This is a genomic window from Lactococcus sp. FSL W8-0209, from assembly GCF_038006585.1.
In the GTDB taxonomy this organism is placed as follows: domain Bacteria; phylum Bacillota; class Bacilli; order Lactobacillales; family Streptococcaceae; genus Lactococcus; species Lactococcus lactis.
This window is the reverse complement of record NZ_JBBOVN010000001.1, coordinates 1,120,555-1,139,777: the sequence shown is the minus strand read 5'-3', so window position 1 is coordinate 1,139,777 and position 19,223 is coordinate 1,120,555. Positions and strand designations below refer to the sequence as shown.

The 19,223-nt window shown below is 35.8% G+C and carries 14 protein-coding genes; 1 reads left to right on the top strand and 13 read right to left on the bottom strand.

Annotated features, from left to right (window positions below; all coding sequences use genetic code 11):
- Positions 1-72: 72 nt before the first annotated feature.
- Together MKX45_RS05675 and MKX45_RS05670 are read right to left on the bottom strand one after the other, a co-directional pair.
- The gene (locus tag MKX45_RS05675; protein ID WP_015426154.1) at positions 73-927 is read right to left on the bottom strand and encodes a bifunctional methylenetetrahydrofolate dehydrogenase/methenyltetrahydrofolate cyclohydrolase; all 855 of its coding nucleotides are present in this window, start codon (positions 925-927) and stop codon (positions 73-75) included.
- 234 nt (positions 928-1,161) lie between these two features.
- On the bottom strand, positions 1,162-4,137 hold the full coding sequence (locus tag MKX45_RS05670; protein WP_340816895.1) for a KxYKxGKxW signal peptide domain-containing protein: 2,976 nt from the start codon (positions 4,135-4,137) through the stop codon (positions 1,162-1,164).
- Positions 4,138-4,337: 200 nt separating this feature from the next.
- On the opposite strand from MKX45_RS05670, the gene MKX45_RS05665 reads away from it, so the two are divergent.
- Positions 4,338-6,416, top strand: coding sequence for a heavy metal translocating P-type ATPase (locus tag MKX45_RS05665; protein WP_340816894.1), 2,079 nt, complete (start codon positions 4,338-4,340; stop codon positions 6,414-6,416).
- Between the two features lie 52 nt (positions 6,417-6,468).
- On the opposite strand, the gene MKX45_RS05660 is transcribed toward MKX45_RS05665, so the two are convergent.
- From MKX45_RS05660 to mutY, 11 genes are all read right to left on the bottom strand, one after another.
- The gene (locus tag MKX45_RS05660; protein WP_218976161.1) at positions 6,469-7,050 is read right to left on the bottom strand and encodes a DNA repair protein; all 582 of its coding nucleotides are present in this window, start codon (positions 7,048-7,050) and stop codon (positions 6,469-6,471) included.
- Positions 7,051-7,581 (bottom strand): hypothetical protein, encoded by a 531-nt coding sequence (locus MKX45_RS05655; RefSeq protein WP_128268119.1) that lies wholly within the window; start codon positions 7,579-7,581, stop codon positions 7,051-7,053.
- 1 nt (position 7,582) lies between these two features.
- Positions 7,583-9,979 carry a cell wall anchor protein gene (locus tag MKX45_RS05650; RefSeq protein WP_254255467.1) on the bottom strand — a complete coding sequence of 799 codons (2,397 nt, stop codon included), beginning with the start codon at positions 9,977-9,979 and terminating at the stop codon, positions 7,583-7,585.
- A 261-nt stretch (positions 9,980-10,240) separates the two neighbouring features.
- On the bottom strand, positions 10,241-11,743 hold the full coding sequence (locus MKX45_RS05645) for an ABC transporter permease/substrate-binding protein (protein ID WP_023189035.1): 1,503 nt from the start codon (positions 11,741-11,743) through the stop codon (positions 10,241-10,243).
- A complete protein-coding gene (locus tag MKX45_RS05640) occupies positions 11,740-12,657 on the bottom strand; it encodes an ABC transporter ATP-binding protein (RefSeq protein WP_010905586.1) in 918 nt (305 codons plus the stop codon). The genes MKX45_RS05645 and MKX45_RS05640 overlap by 4 nt, the downstream gene beginning before the upstream one ends.
- A 125-nt stretch (positions 12,658-12,782) precedes the next feature.
- Positions 12,783-14,090 carry a dihydrolipoyl dehydrogenase family protein gene (locus MKX45_RS05635; RefSeq protein WP_340816893.1) on the bottom strand — a complete coding sequence of 436 codons (1,308 nt, stop codon included), beginning with the start codon at positions 14,088-14,090 and terminating at the stop codon, positions 12,783-12,785.
- A gap of 137 nt (positions 14,091-14,227) precedes the next feature.
- On the bottom strand, positions 14,228-14,656 hold the full coding sequence (locus MKX45_RS05630; protein ID WP_242327357.1) for a Spx/MgsR family RNA polymerase-binding regulatory protein: 429 nt from the start codon (positions 14,654-14,656) through the stop codon (positions 14,228-14,230).
- A 160-nt stretch (positions 14,657-14,816) separates the two neighbouring features.
- Positions 14,817-15,920: an alanine racemase gene (gene alr, locus MKX45_RS05625; RefSeq protein ID WP_057720424.1), complete on the bottom strand. Its 1,104-nt coding sequence runs from the start codon at positions 15,918-15,920 to the stop codon at positions 14,817-14,819.
- Between the two features lie 44 nt (positions 15,921-15,964).
- Complete coding sequence (gene acpS, locus MKX45_RS05620; protein WP_003132600.1) at positions 15,965-16,324, bottom strand: holo-ACP synthase; 360 nt, start codon at positions 16,322-16,324, stop codon at positions 15,965-15,967.
- 102 nt (positions 16,325-16,426) lie between these two features.
- Positions 16,427-17,845, bottom strand: coding sequence for a dipeptidase PepV (gene pepV / locus MKX45_RS05615; protein ID WP_057720425.1), 1,419 nt, complete (start codon positions 17,843-17,845; stop codon positions 16,427-16,429).
- Between the two features lie 65 nt (positions 17,846-17,910).
- Positions 17,911-19,074 carry an A/G-specific adenine glycosylase gene (mutY, locus tag MKX45_RS05610; RefSeq protein ID WP_057720426.1) on the bottom strand — a complete coding sequence of 388 codons (1,164 nt, stop codon included), beginning with the start codon at positions 19,072-19,074 and terminating at the stop codon, positions 17,911-17,913.
- Between the last annotated feature and the right edge of the window lie 149 nt (positions 19,075-19,223).

Here is a 19,223-nt window from a genome sequence, read left to right as displayed (position 1 = left end):
TTCAAAAAACTTCTAACTTAAAAATAAGTCCTTAGAAATTACTATAAACTTAGTTACTCTTTTATTAATTAACTATTTATTTTCATTCATTTTTCTACTTGCTGCACGAACTGTCTGTTCCATGAGCATTGTAATCGTCATCGGACCAACTCCACCAGGAACAGGGGTAATCAAACTTGCAACATCTTTTACTTCATCAAAATCAACATCGCCATGAAGTTTTCCATCTTCATCACGGTTCATCCCAACATCAATTACAACTGCACCTTCTTTGACATCCTCAGCTTTAATCATCCGGTCACGGCCAATAGCAACCACCAAAATATCAGCTTCCTTAGTCAATTCGCGCAAGTTTTCTGTTTTTGAATGAGCAATTGTCACAGTAGCATCAGCCATCATTAATAATTGCGCCATTGGTTTTCCGACGATATTTGAACGACCAATCACAACTGCACGTTTACCAGAAAGTTCCACATTATATTCACGGAACATTTCCATAATACCGGCTGGAGTTGAGGGAATCATCAAAGGATTCCCAGACCACAAACGTCCCATATTCATTGGGTGAAAACCATCCACATCTTTTTCTGGATCAATAGCTAGTAAAACCTTTTCTTCAGAAATATGTTCTGGCAATGGCAATTGTACCAAAATACCATGCCATTGTTCTGACTGATTATACTGTTCAATTAAATCTAACAGTTCTTGTTCTGACACAGTTTCTGGTAGACGAACCACACTAGAATTTAAACCAATTGCTGTGGCTTGTCGTGCTTTATTTCGGACATAAATTTGACTCGCAGGATCTTCGCCCACAAGAATAACGGCAAGACCTGGAACATTGTCCGCTTCTTTTAATTTATCGACTTTAACTTTCAACTCAGCTTGCATTTTAGCAGCAAGTGCTTTTCCATCTATCAAGTTCATAGAACTATTATACCATAAGCTAACTTTCAACCTCTAATCATCATCATTCATTTTTCTTTATTTATTTTAAATTGTTCGTAATTTTTAATAAATGAAGAATTTCCAAATTAAAAAGAAACTTCTTTCCAAAGAAAAGAAGTCCTTAATTAAAATATACTACTCAAAACCTTTTTTTATATTTAACTTTTCCAATAGTTAACGTTGCCACTAAGCCTATTCCCAACTCTGCTAATACTAAACAGCACCTGTTTTGGGAAGCTCTTCTTTCGTTACAGTTGGTACAATTTGCAAGCTCGTTGCGCTTAATGAACTTGAAAGACTTGGACTACTTGATACCTTAGAAATTAAAGTCGAAACTTTTGCTTCATTCGAAGGTAAATTTGAATCACTCAAGTTATTTAGTTTCATTTCTGAAGTATACGAACTATTTGAAGTTAGACTTGAGCCATTTTTATCATTAGATTGTAAATTTGGATTAGTCAACATACTTGAAGATGTTGTTGAACCACTTGACTCAGATGAAGTCAAACTTGCACTACTTGATTCATTTGAACTCAGACTCGATTGACTTGAATTTTCAGAAGATGAACTTGTAGTACTAGTTTGACCAGTGTTTGAATTTGAATCACTTGTCCCACCAGAACTTGTCATACTACTTTCGCTTGAACTTAAGCTTGAAGCACTTGAACCTTCTGAGGTTGAACTTGAGCCATTTACTCCAGCTGAACTTGATTGACTTGAGTCCACCGAAGATGAACTGGCAATACTACTTTCACTGGAATTTGAATTATTTACTCTAGCTGAACTTGTTTGACTTGAGTCTACCGAAGACGAACTAGCAATGCTACTTTCACTAGAATTCGAACTTAAAGCGCTTGAGCCCTCTGAGGTTGAACTTGAGCCATTTACTCCAGCTGAACTCGATTGACTTGAGTCCACCGAAGATGAACTAGCAATGCTACTTTCACTAGAATTTGAACTAAAAACGCTTGAACTCTCTGAGCTTGAACTTGAGCCATTTACCCCAGCTGAACTCGATTGACTTGAGTCTACCGAAGATGAACTAGCAATACTACTTTCACTGGAATTTGAACTCGAAATGCTTGAAGCTTCTGAGCTTGAATTTGAACTATTTACCCCAGCTGAACTCGATTGATTTGAGTCTACCGAGGATGAACTTGTGGCACTACTTTCGCTGGAATTTGAACTTGAAGAACTTGAACCCTCTGAGCTTGAGCTTGAAGCATTAGAAGTCGAACTTGAAGTATTTACTTCACTAGAATTAGAACTCGTGTTGCTTGATACATTTGAAGATGAAGTTGAACTACTAGCTGCACTTGATGAAGAACTGGCACTACTGCTTGATTGGCTACTATTAGCACTAGAATTTGGATTAACTGTTGAAGCACCAACACTTGGAGTTAAAGAATTGATAATTGTCGTTATTCCATTAAGTGCATTATTAACGAAATTATTAATATTATTTTGTATTTGACTAATAGTGTTCGAAAGACCATTTTCGATAGCTCCAAGACCTGGTAAATTATTTACAATCCCCGTCGCACTTTCAACAATATTATTGATAGCATTTTGCAATTGATTGAGCACTTGGTTAAGAATATCCGAAGCACCAGCAGGAAGATTACCAAGTGAGTTTAGACTATTTTGGACTTTGTTCTCAATAGTGGCTAAGGCTGTTGAACCAAGGCTTGTAAGATTACCCAAACTATTATTTACTTGGTCAAGAAGGCTGGAAACTCCCGTTAAATTCGCAACTTCACCCAAAGATGCTCCAGTAAGATTATTTAATATTGGGCTTAAAACATTATTAACTGTAGTACCTACAAGAGGAATATTACTAATAGTTGGAGATAATTGACTCCAAGCAATTTGACCTACTCGATTAATCGCTGAATTAACTACTAAACCAGCCAAGTAGTTGACAAGATCATTTCCTTGAAGAGAGACAAGTGTGTCTAAATCAAAATTAACACCACCCAAGGCATTGGAAGTTGTCGTATTAAGTTGATTAACAATCCCACTTGTTACAGTACTTATTGCGCTAAGTACTGGACTTAGTACTAGACTTGCCCCCGGAATACTTGAAAGTCCTGGAATTGTTGGATTTTCAAGAAAAGTAAGCATAGCAGCAGGGCTCATTGATGGGATAGCATTAAATGCTGCCACAATCTGCCCTCCAACTAATGGAATTTGGCTAACATCTAAACCTGCAGATTTCATTCCACTTAATAGAAAGGCTCCAGGATTAGCAGCTGCTTCCTGGATATTTCCAACAATATTGACGATTTGTTCAACACCATTAAGAGCTGCCGCAGCTGTAGTCATTCCTGGAATATTAAAAGTTCCAAGTGTGCTAAAAATATTTGCTAAACCACTAATTCCTACTGTTGAAATTGCTTGATTTACAAGATCTCCGAGTGTTGTGTTAAGAATAGCTGAACTACTTGTTGTAGCAGGCGCTGCTGCAGCTAGTGCCTGAGTAAGTATTGGTAGTACCATAAACGAATTAGTCGCTAGAATAGCCGTAAAAGAAGCAACAGCAGCACTTGAAGCATTAGCACTACTATTTCCCGCAAGATTCATTTCCGAACTTTGAGAAGTTGATCCAATACCACTATCAATTGCTGAACTTTCACTCAAAATTACTGATGAACTTGTTGAACTTTGAGAGACAGCTGCCGAATCAACGCTGTCTGCAGCATTAGAAGAACTTAATATAGAATTGCTGCCATTATCATTTGATGAGCTTGAATCTGCAAGCGATACGATATTGTTTGTAGGAGTTTGAATAACCGCTGTACTTGTCGTATTTTGGCTTTCATTAATTGAATTGCTACTATCTGACACATTTGAAGTTATTCCCTCAGTATCAGTTTCTACTGTGTTAGCCAGTGAATTATTAGAACTTTGGTCACTAGCTTGTTCATAAGCAACTTGATTTTGACTAGCAGCTACATCACTATTTGTCGATGAAGCTAGTGCTGAATAACTTGTTACCTCAGTAATACCACTAATTTGCTGACTACTGTCAACTGCTGTGTCCGCTTTTACATTTTGGTCAGTAATCGTTCCTGAAACGATAATTATAGCTAATGCTGAAGTAGCAAATAACCAACTTTTCCCTGATTTCCAAGTTCGAAAATGAGACTTGGAGGTAACCGTAGTCACTTCTGGCCGTATTTTTTTCATTTATTCTCTCCTTGCCGATACTTTTTTATTGAGTATCGCTATAAATATATATTATAATATCACATTTAGGTCACAAAGATAACCTTTTAGTTATTGTTTTGTAATATTTATAGAATACAGCTTTTCCCTTGACTTTGATAGTTTACAATTGTAAACTGTATATAGATAGAAAATTCAAAGCATTCATTTAGGAGGAAAATATGTCAAATAAAACTCATTCGTCTAATCACGATGAAATGATGTCTGAGCATCATCATAGTCATGAAATGATGGATATGGAGCACGAAAACCATGAGATGCACAATATGGATAATATGCATGATATGGACAATATGGATATGATGAATCATGGAGGACACATGATGCATATGGGTGATATGAGTAAAAAGCTCAAAGTTGCCATTATTCTAATGATTCCGCTTCTACTCATTTCACCAATCGCGGGCTTTACAATCCTTAAATTTCCTGGAAGTGAAATTTTGCAACTCATCCTTGGTACAATTATCTTCTTTTACTCTGGGACTCCTTTTTTTAGCGGAGCAAAAGGTGAATTAAAAAGCCGTAAGCCAGCCATGATGATGCTGATTACAATGGGAATTACCGTTGCCTATGCTTATTCTGTTTATGCCACAATCATGAGTCTTAACGGACATATGGGCATGAACTTCTGGTTTGAACTGGCAACTTTAATTGTCATTATGTTGATTGGTCACCTGATTGAGATGAAAGCAATCATGGGTGCTGGCGATGCATTGAAAGATTTAGCAAGCCTTGTTCCCAAAAAAGCTCACTTAAAAAGTGGGAAGGATGTGGAGCTTTCAGAACTAAAAGTTGGCGATTTACTTTTAGTGAAAGAAAATGAGAAAATACCTGCAGATGGCCTTATATTAAGTCAAGCGCTCGTTGATGAGTCAATGATTACTGGTGAAAGCCGAGCAGTCAATAAAAAAACAAATGACCTTGTTTATGGAGGTTCCCTCAATCAAAACCAACCATTTGAGATGAAAGTCACAACCCTTGGAAAAGATTCATTTCTCAATCAAGTGGCCGAATTAGTCAAGAAAGCCCAAGCTCAAAAATCTAATTTGGAAAATATGGCAGATAGAGTAGCTGGTTACCTTTTCTATGCCGCACTTATTGTCGGTATCTTCTCATTAATTTTTTGGACAATTAGTTCTAACTTTAGTTTTGCTCTACTTCTTGCGGTTTCTGTTTTTGTAATTGCATGTCCACACGCTTTAGGTCTTGCGGTTCCACTTGTTGTTTCTCGCCTAACCAGTATTTCTGCTAAAAATGGTTTATTAATTCAAAACAGAACTTCTCTAGAAAAAATAAATACAATTAAATATGCCTTAATGGATAAAACGGGAACATTAACTGACGGTAAGTTTATTGTTCGTAATGTTGTTGATTTTACTGATGAAACAGACATTCTCCAAATCATGGCAGCACTTGAAGGAAGCTCCACTCACCCGATTGCTCAATCAATCGTTGCAGCTGCTAAACCTCTTGAAAATCTAAAAGTTGAAGCGGTTGAAAATATTCCAGGAGTTGGAATTAAAGGGCAAGTTAATCAAAACTTTTATCAAATTGTTAACTATAAATATCTTCGTGAAAATCAACTTTCTTATGATGAACAAAAGATTGCTCAATATTTAGATTTAGGTTTAACTGTATCTTTCCTAATCAATGAACAACAAGATGTTTTAGGATTTATTGCCTTAGGAGATTCTCCTAAAGCAGACGCGAAAGCCTTTATTAATGGTTTATTAGCCCAAGGAATTACCCCTGTTATGCTCACGGGTGATAATAAAGAAACTGCTCAAAAAATTGCTAGTGCACTAAATATTCCCGAATTTAGAGCGGAATTAAAACCTGAAGATAAAGCAGAAATTGTGAAAGAGTACCAAAAGAAAGCCGGCGTGCTTTTCATTGGTGATGGTGTCAATGATTCCCCAGCTCTTGCAACTGCTACGATTGGTTTTGCGATTGGAGCAGGAACTTCGGTTGCTATCAGTACCGCTGATGTCGTCCTAGTTAACTCCAATCCAAGTGACGTCTTGGATATGATTAATATCTCCAAACGCATGCTTAGAAAAATGAAACAAAACCTCTGGTTTGGAGCAGGCTATAACATTATTGCTATTCCTGTTGCAGCGGGTATTCTTTATCCATTTACAGGAATTTATATTGACCCTCTCATTGCAGCAGTCCTGATGTCAATCTCAACCGTGATTGTCTCAATCAACGCGATGGGATTGAGGTATGATAAAAAATAGAAGAGCCTATGCTCTTCTATTTTTTTCATATTCATTATAAATCTTTTATCACTTAAATATACTTAAAGATTAAGTATGTTATCACACAAATACTAATGATTGTAATGATATTTTTTAAATATGGTTTATTTTTAAATGATTTTAGAATCTTTCGTTCATAATCATTTAATTGACTCCCTTTATGAACTAAAAAATAAATATTACCTCTAAGATAACGATTAGCATCAAAAACATCAAAGACTCCTTGAAGTAAATAATCTTTAGTATCTTGAAGCAGTTTTTTTATTTCTAATCTAACCTCATTAGAATCAAGATAAATATCTATATTTTCCATAAACACTTGATAGCTTTTTCCTCTTTTAATTTTTCTTGGCTTTTGTTTAGTAAGGCTTTCAAATCTAACGAGTCCATTTCTTTCATAGTGAACTTCATTCTTCTGTTCTTCGTTCCATCTCTTTCCAGGCTCTTGCATCTTTTTAAGATTATCCACAATTTGATTGGTTTCCCTTGCTTTTTCTTCACTGCTCCTTTCTTTATTTGCTTTAGGTTTATTTTTATCTTTGATTAAAAATATATCGTCTAAATTTTCTGAGCTATCATTGTACGCGATTTTCTCATTTTTTCTATCCTTCATTTATTTTTTTAGAAACTCTTTTCCAATTCTTTTCATGTGTCTTCTCTTTTTTTCTTTCTTTTTCCCCTTATTTTTTGCTCGCTTTCTATTTTCCTTTTTCCTCCTATCCTCTGATTCAAAGCTAATTTTATTAAAATCTATATATTCATAAATCATTTTATCTGCTAAATCATTGTTTAATTCACTATTGAACTCCCTGTCTTCTTGCCAATCTACATAATCATAGAGAAAGAGCGTTAAATATTGTAGCCAATCACAGACCGCATTTTCTTTTCCTCTACGAGATATTGTCCTAAAAATATCTCCAAGCGGAAAATAAAGTGACGGAATAATTGATTTATCAAAAGGTCCGAAAAAGTTTCCTTCTCTTTTTCTAGCACTAGAATCGTAAACAAATTTAGCATTTGTAAGAAAGATATTTATTTCTCCATCAAAAATTTCTTTTTTTATTATCCAATCCAAATATTGAGATATTTCTTTAACAAGCCACTTTGTATTTGTTGGTTTAGTCCATAGTTTTGGCTCAAACATCTTATTTTCCTCCGTTATGTTTCTTACTTGGTGTATGTTTTTTCATTGCTCGGTTAGAATTCTTGTTGGGATTTCCCTTCCACTTTGGATCATTTTTCTTTTCTTCATTTAGTTCCCTTCCTTGCTTCTTTCTATTTGGTTTATTTATAGGACCTTCTCTATCACTAAATAACCAAATTCCTCCTGCAACTACCAAAGATACCAGAGCAACGACTCCAAGTCCAATCGCTACAGGTGGCACTTCTAAACTTTCTCCCGCATCTTCGGCTGTCAATAGTCCAAAACCTAATGCTGGCGCCCAAGCTGCACCCTTATTCCCGGTTTTTGGCAGTGAGTATGTACTGGCTCCACTATAATAATTTTCTTCTGATACAAGTTGAGCTTCTTTAGAATAATAAGCAAATTGTGGAACATAAGTCGGATAGTAAGCACCACTAGAATTACTATATCCTCCTCCTGATGAATAACCATTACCGCCTGAGTAAGAAGTGCCTCCACCGTAATAGCCATAAGTTGGTGCATAATAAACAACTGGCGCAATGTAATTCGGTACATATTCATAACCATTGACATAGTAAGTCGTCGCATAAGGATTGCTTGTATTATAATAAACGATTGGTGGGACGTATTTATAGTAAACATTAAGCGTTTCATCGTATTTTGGATAAAATCCTGACCGTGTCGTGCTTCCTTCGATATAGTAATTGCCAAATCGATAAGGCACATTGACCGAATATGGCTTGTTATAAAGTCCCGTGGTTAATTGTTGTCCTAGATAGGTACCGTCCGTACCATAGTAATCATAAGTGACGGTACTTTGGATGTGATAATAATCACCGACTATTATTGTGTTCCCATTTCTATGCTGACTTTCTTGCCCATAAGCATAATGTGGGAATTTACTGGCTGGAACATTCCAAGAAACATTTGGAAACCAGATAAATTGATGTTGGGGAACGATAAGCTGATTGTTTTCGTCCGCATCATAATAGTTAAGATAAACAATATCACGAACTTGTGTGGTTAAATGCGCTTGAAGCGCCGAACCAAAGAGGTCATAGCGAACCCCTTGCGAATATTGATAAGAATCTCCACTACGTACTGGTGCTGGGCTGTAAAAATCATAGTCAAAGTTTGACAGAAAACCGACACCCAGATAACCGCCATAAGGGAGACTAGCTTGACCATTCAAGTCGGTATCAGGGCTTGTCGTATCATAAATAACACCACTTGAATCGGTCGCAAGATTAGTGGTCTTTGGAATGACCGTTAAAAGGTTGGCAAGATTGGTCTTGAATCCTTGTGCCATATCAATATCCGTTGTGATAAAAGAGGCGAGAACAGGGATTTGAAAATTCGTGTTATGGGCGACGATTTGATAATTGAGGTTGACATTATTTGCCCCGTAGTAGAGGGCGACAATCGAGTTTCCGTCGGAGTTGGCAATGTTTTGTTCGCCTGTAAAAGCCAATCCAATCGGACAGTCAGACGTACTTTCTTTGGGGGCTTGCCAGCTTGATTCATCTGTTGAAATGACTTTGTAGATCAAATCTAGATTGGTTCCGGCTAGGGTCCTTCCAACATTAGTAATTCGTCCAGAATCTCCTGCATTCATAGTATAAGTGGTCGCAGGTATGGTCGGGCCATCCGTTTGTCCAAAGTTTTCAGTACTGATTTGATCTGTTACCTGACCTGTGATTGGAATAACCTCTGTATTTGCCGACCAATGAAGACCATCAGGCGTTAAAAAGTTATTTGGCACAAGGTTGTTAGCCTTGATTGTAATACTGACATCATCCAGTGTGGACGGACCCGTAATATCATTGGCGACTGAACCTGTCGCAGAAATCGAGCTTATGACAGGGTCTTGACCATTGGCTTGGCTGGCAATTGAACCATTTGTGAGAGCAGGACTTATGATTTTTCCGCTCGCCGATAGGCTTGAAGCAATTGTGACATTTGCTTTTGATGAATCAAGAGGAACACTTGGGGCTTTTGAAGTTAAGGCCTTTGAACTCAATGAAGCTGAAACCTCTGAAGAATTAGAGCTTGCTTCTACACTTGAAGTCTGAGCCGAACTGGTTGAAGATGATGAAACTGAACTGGCATTTGGAGCGGTGCTTGCCTGTGAAGTGATTGAGCTTGCCGCTTTAGTTTGCATTTCTGCCTGTGAACTTTCTGTATTTCCTTCGGTTGTCGAATCAGACACGGCAAGAGAAGAATTTACAGTTGGATTGGTGACAGCTTCTGTTTGGTTTGGTGGGGTAACAGCCGAATTTTCATCAGCCTTTACTGCTAAAGGGTGACTAATCACTAACAAACTTAAAAGAATTCCAGTGCTAAGTAACCCAAATTTACTTGATGACTTCATCTGAAAGTGCTTTTTCTGATTTTCCAATGCAAAACCTCCTTTTAGTGAATATTTTTTGTTTTCTGATTATTTAATATTATACGCTTAATTAGAAACTTTGGTAAAAATAAAGTAATCATTTTAACTTAATTTAAAAACAATACTTTTAGAATACAAAAAAAGCCTACAAAAGTGGTAGGCTACTATTTCACTAAAGCACCAAAACATCATATTCTTGCACTTTTACACGCGCTTTTAGATTTTCTTATCATCTAAAGCAAAAAAGCCATTATAAAATGACTTTTTCTTTTAAATCAATCCTTTAGCTTTCAAATATCTTTCTGCTACTTTTGCAGCATCTTCTTGTTTGACATTAACATCATAATTCATCTCAATCATCTCTTGGTCAGTAATTTTTCCTGACAGTTTATTGAGAATCTTTTTGAGTTCAGGATATTTTTTTAATAAACTTTCTTTCATCAATGGTGCTGCTTGGTAAGGTGGGAAAAGATTTTTATCATCTTTCAGGACAGTCAGATTATATTGCTTGATTTGACTATCAGTAGAATAAACCTCAGCGACATTCACAGCACCAGAATTTAGTGCTTTATAAATTAAACTATTTTGCATGGTTTTGACATTTAAATCAAGACCATAAAGTTTTCTCAAACCAATATTTCCATCTGAACGATTAGCAAACTCAACGTCAAAGCCTGCAGTTAAACCTGAAACATTCGCTAAATCAGAAATTTTGGTGAGCTGATGCTCTTTAGCAAAATCAGATTTGACGGCAATTGCATATGTATCTTGAAATTTCATTGGGGACAGATATGTAAATTGATTAAGTTTTTTTATTCCTTCTTCTGCCTTTTGCCAAACGACATTAGGATCAGTTGAACTCACTGGATCTTTCAAAAATGTTGAAGTAATGGTTCCTGTGAATTCAGGATATAAATCAATTTTTCCAGCTTTCAAAGCATTATATAAGAAAGTGGTATCACCAAAATTAGATTTTAAGTTCACGCGAATATTACTATCTTTTTCAATCATTAGTTTATACATGTTAATCAAAACATCAGGTTCTGCTCCCAATTTACCAGCAATTGTAATTTGTGGATGATTAGAAGTTTGAGGTCGATAATAAGAGCCTCCAAGAACGAGTAAGCCAATGAAAAAACTGATGAGAATTGTTTTTATCTTGGCTTTTTCTAAAAATTTTAAAAGACTACTGAAAATAATCGCTAAAAGTGCTGATGAAATTGCTCCAATTAAAATCAATGAAACATCATTCATATTGATTCCGAGCAGAATAAAGTTCCCTAAGCCTCCAGCACCAATCAAAGCAGCTAGTGTTGCGGTACCAATGACCATAACTGTACTCGTCCGAATTCCTGCCATGATAAAGGGCATCGCTAATGAGAGCTCAAATTTCATCAATCGTTCTCTTCGATTCATCCCAAATGCTGTTGCAGCTTCGATTAAAGAAGGTTCAATTTGCTCTAAACCAGTATAAGTATTTTGAACAATAGGGAAAATCGCATAAACAACAAGAGCGACAATTGCTGGTAAACTTCCGATTCCGATGAATGGAATCAAGAGTCCTAGCAGTGCCAAACTAGGTATAGTTTGAAAAATTCCAGTGACTTGCAAAACTGGTTCAGCAATTTTGGGAAGACGTCGTAACAATAAAGCTAAAGGAATCGAAATCAGAATTGCAATAAAAATTGAAATTAATGAAATCTGGATATGTTCTAAAAGCGCCTGCCAAAATTGGCCTTGCTGGCTTTGAAAAGTTGAAATTAGCTGATTCATTTGTCACCTCCTGCGATATAGCATATAATATCATCTGAGGAAATTGACTTGCCCTTGTATTTTAAAACTTCCTTATCAGAAAGACGATTAATTATTTCCGAAATAGCCGTATTGTCAGCAACTTCTTGCGCTTCTGGATTTACTGACAGCTCTGTCAGTAATAAATTTTCAACAGAAACCGTTGATAAATTCTGACGGTATTCTTTAAAAAATGTTTTAACAAAATCATTTGCCGGATGTTGATAGATATCTGCTGGTTCAGCAATTTGTTGGATTAATCCATCATTCATTACAGCGACTCTGTCAGCTAAATAGAGCGCTTCATCTAAGTCATGTGTCACAAAGACCACTGTTAAATTCATTTTTTTCTGTAAGTCTTTGATAAATATTTGTAACTGACGTCGTGAAATTGGGTCAAGTGCTGAAAAAGGTTCATCCATTAAGACAATTTTGGGATTTGCGGCAATGGCCCGTAAAATTCCTACCCTCTGTTGCTCACCCCCTGATAATTCACTAGGTTGGCGTTGAGCGTAATCTTTAGGATTCAAACCAACTAAATCAAGTAGCTCATTGGTTCTATCAGCAATTTTTGCTTTATCCCACCCCTTCATTTCAGGAATTAAAGCAATATTTTCTGAGACAGTCAAATTAGGAAAGAGAGCGATTTGCTGCAGCACATAGCCCACAGATAAGCGCAATTTTCGTAAATTTGCCGTTGATATTTCTTCATTATTGATTAATATTTTTCCCTCACTGTGAGTGACTAATTGATTAATCATTTTTAAAGTGGTCGTTTTCCCACTTCCACTCGGCCCCACTAACACAAAAAACTCTTGGTCTTTAATTGTAAAATTAGCATGATCAAGAATTTTTTTGTTAGCAAAAGCCTTGGACACATTCTGGAATTCAATCATGAATGTCCTCATTTCTATCAGTAAAATTTACTGACAGCTTGAAAATAAAGTCTGTCAGTAAAAAATTTATTCTGCCGTAACTTATTGTTTCTACTATTATAATGTCGGTAGTAATTTATTTTCTGTCAGTAAAAATATTCTAAGTCACTAGCCACTGTTGGATAAGTGAAAATCATTTTTTCAACATCCGCCAAAGTCATTTTTTGTTGAATTAAAATATTAATTAAATTAATCACTTCATCAGCCACTGAACTCACCGTTGATGCCCCCACGATTTCTCGCTTTTCATTGAGTGCAACTTTTAATTTTGCCAAGGGGTCATTAATTCTTTTATAAGTATACCAAGAACTTAAATCTAAAGTCTTAGTATGAATCCCCTCATCTGCCAAATGGCCAACCTCAGCCAGTTTTGCCGTTCCAAAAATGATTGTAGGAATTGCTGGATAAGCAATTTTTTGCGGTTCATCCTTAACTAAAGTTTCACCTAAATAAGCTCCTTCAAAAGAAGAAACAGGCGTCAAATGAGGTTGATTTTTAGAAAGTACATCTCCCATCGCATAAATTTTAGAATTGCTTGTTTGTAAATATTCGTTTACCTTAATGCCTTTAGCATCCGTTTCGACACCTACTTTTTCTAAATTTAGCTTATCACTATTTGGCTGACGGCCTACTCCCGCAATCACTAAGTCTGTTTTATGTTCAAAATCAGTCCCGTCAGTCAGTATAAATCCGTCAGCAACTTTTTCGACTTTATCTACAGAAATATCCTCGATAAATTTAATACCTTGAGCTTTGAGGTAATTAATAAATTCTTGCCCCATTTCTTCATCAAAATGAGCAACTTTCGCTTTTTTACGTGAAATAATAGTAACATCGCTTCCAGCCGCTTTAGCAATTTGAGCCAGTTCTAATGAAATTGGCCCACTCCCTAAAAAGCTGATTTGAGCGGGAAATTCTTCAAGCGCTAAAAAATCATTACTTGTTTTTAAAAATTCTTTTCCAGCAATATCTAAAAGACGTGGACGGCTTCCTGTTGCGATAATGTAAGTTTTAGCTTGATAAGTTTTCCCTTCAACTTCAAGCTCTCCTTGGTCATTAAAAGCGGCACTGCCATATATTGTTTCTATCCCAGCATTTTTCAAACCAGCAAAAGTTGATTTTTCATAAGGGTCAGTAATATTTAGTTTACGACTTTTCAGCCCTTTCCAATCAATGTTTAATTCACCAGAAATACCCTGCCCTTTTAACTGTTCGACACGACTTTTGGCTTCGACAACTGCCATCATCATTTTTGTTGGGTCACAACCATAGTTTGGACAAGTTCCTCCCCATTTATCATTCTCAATAATTCCGATTTTGTTATCTTTAGTTTTTAAACGATAAGCTAATCCTAGTCCACCAGGTCCGGCACCAATAATAATATAATCAAACATTCTTTAGCCTCCTAATTATTAATAAATCTTTAAAATGTACTCATGATACAACACTTTAGCTTAATTCTACTTTTTTTCTCTAAAATAATAAACTATTTTGCTTTATATCGAAAAAATTCAGTAGCCTAACTACTGAATTATCCTTCATGAAATTGTTCTTCAATGTCCAAATTATAAGAAGCTTCTGTTGCGACTTTAATTTGAATCTCTCTCTTTTTTCTTGGTAAAAATTTTCTAATTTCATCATCATTGTAACCAACTTGTAGTCGCTTATGATCGACAATTAAAGGTCGACGTAAGAGCGTTGGATTTTCTTCAATTATTTGAATCAAATCATTTAATTTAATCGTTTCAAAATCAATATTTAATCGTTGATAAGCTTGACTTCTTCTAGAAATGATATCTCCAGTCCCTTCCTCAGTCAATGCTAAAATTTCTAATATATCTTCCTTACAAATTTGACTCGTAACCAAATTTATTTCTTGGTAAGCAAGATTTTGTTTCTCCAACCATTCTTTTGCTTTTTTACAAGAGCTACAAGATGCTACTGTGTATATTTTTATCATAGTGTTCACCTCATTTTTTTCTTATGGCTTTCTCATTTATATCTTAATTATATTTTACCATAAAAAGACAATTTGTAAAGGGTATCATGAGGAAAAGATTAGGGATTAATTTATTTTTAACCCAAATGAAAAAAACTGCAAAAATACAGTTTCTTTCATTTTATTTATAAATTCGTTTGATTCTATCAGAAAGTAAACAAAGCACTTCATAATTTATCGTTCCACGCCAATCAGCAACATCTGTCGTCGTGATTTCATTAGTCTTATCACGACCAATCAAGGTAACTTTTGTTCCTAGAGGATAAGATTTATCAAGTTTTATCATCATTTGATCCATACAAACTCGACCAACAATCTCACAAAATTCTCCATTTACCAACACTTTGAAGCCTTGCATTTGACGAGTCCAACCATCAGCATAACCAATTGGAACAGTTCCAATCCATGTTTCTTCACTTGTTTCATAAGTTGCACCGTAACCAACTGTTTCGCCTGCCGTTATTTTTTTAATATGAGTCAATTCAGAAACTAAAGAGAGAGCAGGTTCGATTTCGAAAGGAAGTTCCAAAGTTTTACCACTTGGATTCAAGCCGTACATTGAAATACCTAAGCGTTCAATAGCTTGAACCTGTTCCTTATGCCATAATGCGGCGGCCGTATTAGTTGAGTGAACAAATTTTGGTATACGTGATAAGCCGGCCATAATTTTGTTAAATCTTGCCTGTTGATCTTTAAATTTTGTATCATCAGCCATATCGGCGGTCGCAAAGTGAGTGAAAATCCCTTCAAAATTAATCGCATATTTATCAGCAAGTTCAATCATCTGATTCGCTTCTTCAACATCCCGAATCCCAATCCGCCCCATACCAGAATCTACACCAATATGAATTTTTAAATCTGAAAGTTCTGCTTCTTCTTGAACAACCAATTTTAACCATTCTAAACTTGGGGCAGTAAGACTGATATTAAGAGCAGCTGCAATATCAACATCTTCTGGAACAATTCCTGATAAAACTAAAATTGGTTTAGTTACCAAATGATTCCGTAATTCAATTGCCTCATCAAGGTTTGATACACAAAAACCGCCTACCAAATCGCTCACCGCTTTAGAAACCTCAACCGAGCCATGACCATAAGCATCTGCTTTCACTGCTGGCCAAATCTCCGCGTTAGGGTGAATATGCTTTTTAAATTTTTCAATATTATTTCTAATCGCCTTTAAGTCAACAATGGCTGACGTATTGCGATGTGGAGAAGTTTTCATCTTTTAAACCTTCCTCTAGTTTAAGCAAAAATTTTTATTACTTCTTAATTCTTTTCCAAAACAACAAAAGCAACAGCTTCTAAATTACTATGCGAGATAGATAAATGAACCTGTCCATCAAAAGGATGTTTAGTAAAAAAGGGTTTTCCTAATTCATCATTTTTGATTTCAAGGTCATGCATGCCCAAAGCCTTACCAAATCCCGTACCGTAAGCTTTAGAAAAAGCTTCTTTTGCTGCCCAACGTCCCGCAAGAAATTCAGTTTTACGAGCGGTAGATTGAAAACTATTATATTTTTCTAATTCCACTGCCGTAAGAACCTGTTCCACAAAACGTTCAGAACGTGTCAGTGCTTTTTGAATTCGAGAAAGCTCTACATTATCAACACCTGTTCCAAAAACCATTTTTCCACCTCTATTTATGGAATAAAAGGTTAAAATCTGGCAAATTATGCCAGATTTTTAAACCCTTAAAAGTTTAGTAACTAAACTCTTTAATTTTATAAATTACTTTGTAAGTTCATAAATTGCTTCAGCATAAATTACTGCCGCTTTATAAATATTTTCAACAGGTTTCATTTCATTAGCTTGGTGCATTGAATCAGGCTCCCCTTCAAACATCGCACCATAAGCAACACCACGTTCTAAAAGACGACCAAAAGTTCCACCACCAATGATTGTTTCATAACCTTTGAGGTCTGTGTGTTTTTCATAAACATCAATCAATGTTGATACAAGTGGGTCTGACATTGGAACATAATGTGGAACATGAAGATGTTTTGAAAGTTCAACTTCAACAACACCATCAAGTTTAGCAAGAATTTCTTGCATACGTTCTGGACTATTTCCTTGTGGGAAACGGAAGTTAAGCGCGATTTTACCTTCAGAATTCTCATCAAATGACCAAACACCAGCGTTCATTGAAGTATTACCCATTAATTCATCAACATAAGCTGTTCCCAATTTTTCACCTTCATGGTCTTCAAGAAGTTTTTCAGCTCCAACTTTAATGAAAGCAGCAGCACCATCAGCAAAATTAAATTGGTTCAAGAATAAAGTAAGGTAAGTTGCTCCATTTACACCTTTTTCTGGCATCGCACCATGTGCTGATTTACCATAAAGTGTAATTGTCGCTTTTCCAGCACTTTCTTCAAGGTCAAAACGAAGATTTTTGCTTGCATGTTCAGCTACGAATTTTTCAAGTGCAGTTTGTAAATCTTTAGCACCTGAAATTATTGCAGTTGCAGATTCTGGAACCATATTTTCGGCAAGACCAGCTTTAAAACTGTGAAGAACAACTTCTCCAGCATTTTTACCTGCAAAATGGAGATATTCTGTAATATTTCCTTTTTCACCATTGATAATTGGGAATTCAGCATCAGGTGAGAAACCAAAGTCAGGCAATGGCAATTCACAATGTTCAAAATAGTAATCCATATCTGCCCAACCAGTTTCTTCGTTTGTTCCAACGATAAAACGGATTTTTTTGCTTAATGGAAGATTGAGTTCTTTCAAGATTTTAAGGGCATAGTAACATGCAACAGTTGGACCTTTATCATCAGATGCTCCACGAGCATAAAGATTTCCATTACGAATTTCTGGTTCAAATGGATTTGAGTCCCAACCAGAACCTGCAGGAACAACGTCTAAGTGACCGATAATTCCAAGAACTTCTGCATCATCGCTTGCACCATTTTCGTATTCAAAATGTCCAACATAATTATCATAATTTTTAGTTGTATAACCATCACGTTCAGCAATCTTCAAGAATGCATCCAATGCTTTTCTTGGACCAGGACCAAATGGATTTTCAGCATCTGCATGTTCCATATCCATTGCAGAATCAATGCGCAAAAGGCTAAATAAATCTTCCATCAAAGCGTCTTTACGCTTTTCAACTTCGGCTTTAAAATCAATAGTTGTCATAATCTTCTCCTTGAAGTAGTATATTTATCTATTATACCAAAAATTTGGTTTCGATGGTTACTCCACTATTTTAGCAGATCAATTTTCTTATTCTTCTTATCTAAAATCTCAAACATCTTCACTTGTGGCCCAGCAAGTGGAATTTGTGAACGACTTACTTTTGGTTGGCCATTTTCTGTCAGTACTTTTGAATCAAAATGAACCCACATTTTGTCTTCTGATAATAATTCGTCAGCAACTTCAAAAGTCTCTTCTGGTTTTAATTTAATGATTGCCAAATGCCATTTTTGATGAGAAAAAATGTGAGTAAAATTAGCTACATATTCCATTTTTGAAATACTTTCCGGAAGTTCTGGAATGACAATATTTTTACTGACAGAGCCGTCAGTAACCATTTTTTCAAAATCTGCTGCTGGTAATTCTGTCAGTGGAAATGTCCACATGTCTGCTAACAAGCCTTTTGATGGACGCTTTTCTAAATAATATTCACCTAATGAATTTTCTAAGGCAAAGGCTGTAAAATACAAATCTTTTTGTTTTATCTTTTTTGTTTTTACTGGATAATTTAATTGTTTTCCTGACGCTGCTGCTGCACAATAGTTTAGTAAGGGACAAACTTCACATTTTGGACTCTTTGGGCTACAAACTAAAGAACCTAAATCCATCAACGCCTGATTGAAATCACCTGGTCTTTTTTTACTGATGAGCTTTCTTAGATAGCCATCAAAAATTTTCCTTGAACTGCTTTTAGAAATATCACAATCTAATTCAAAAACTCTACTGGTCACGCGCATTAGATTTCCATCAATTGCAGGCTCAGCGAGTCCAAAAGAAATTGAAGCAATTGCAGCGGCTGTATAAGGTCCAATTCCTTTTAATGATAATATATCGGCTAGATTGTCAGGAAATTTTCCATCATATTTATCAACAACTTCTTGCGCTGCGATTTTTAGATTACGAGCGCGAGAATAATAGCCCAAGCCTTCCCAAAGTTTTAGCAGTTCAGCATCATCAGCTTGAGCTAAAGTTTCAATCGTCGGATATTTTTTCATGAAACGTTCATAATATGGCATGACAGTTTCAACCTGTGTTTGTTGGGACATGATTTCTGAAATCCATATTTTGTAAGGTTCAGTTGTTTTTCGCCAAGGGAGTGGCTTTTTATTATCATCATACCAAGAAAGTAAATCTTGCTGAAATTCCTTTATTTGATTCTTAGACCAGTCCATCGATTCTCCAATTACTTTCTTAATTCCTAGTTTGTCAGTAAATATTTACTGACAGATTTTCAATAACTACTTTATTTTACTGACAGAATTTCTGTCAGTAATTTTTATGTTTTTTCAAGAATCAAAAGAACTGACAGATTTACTGACAA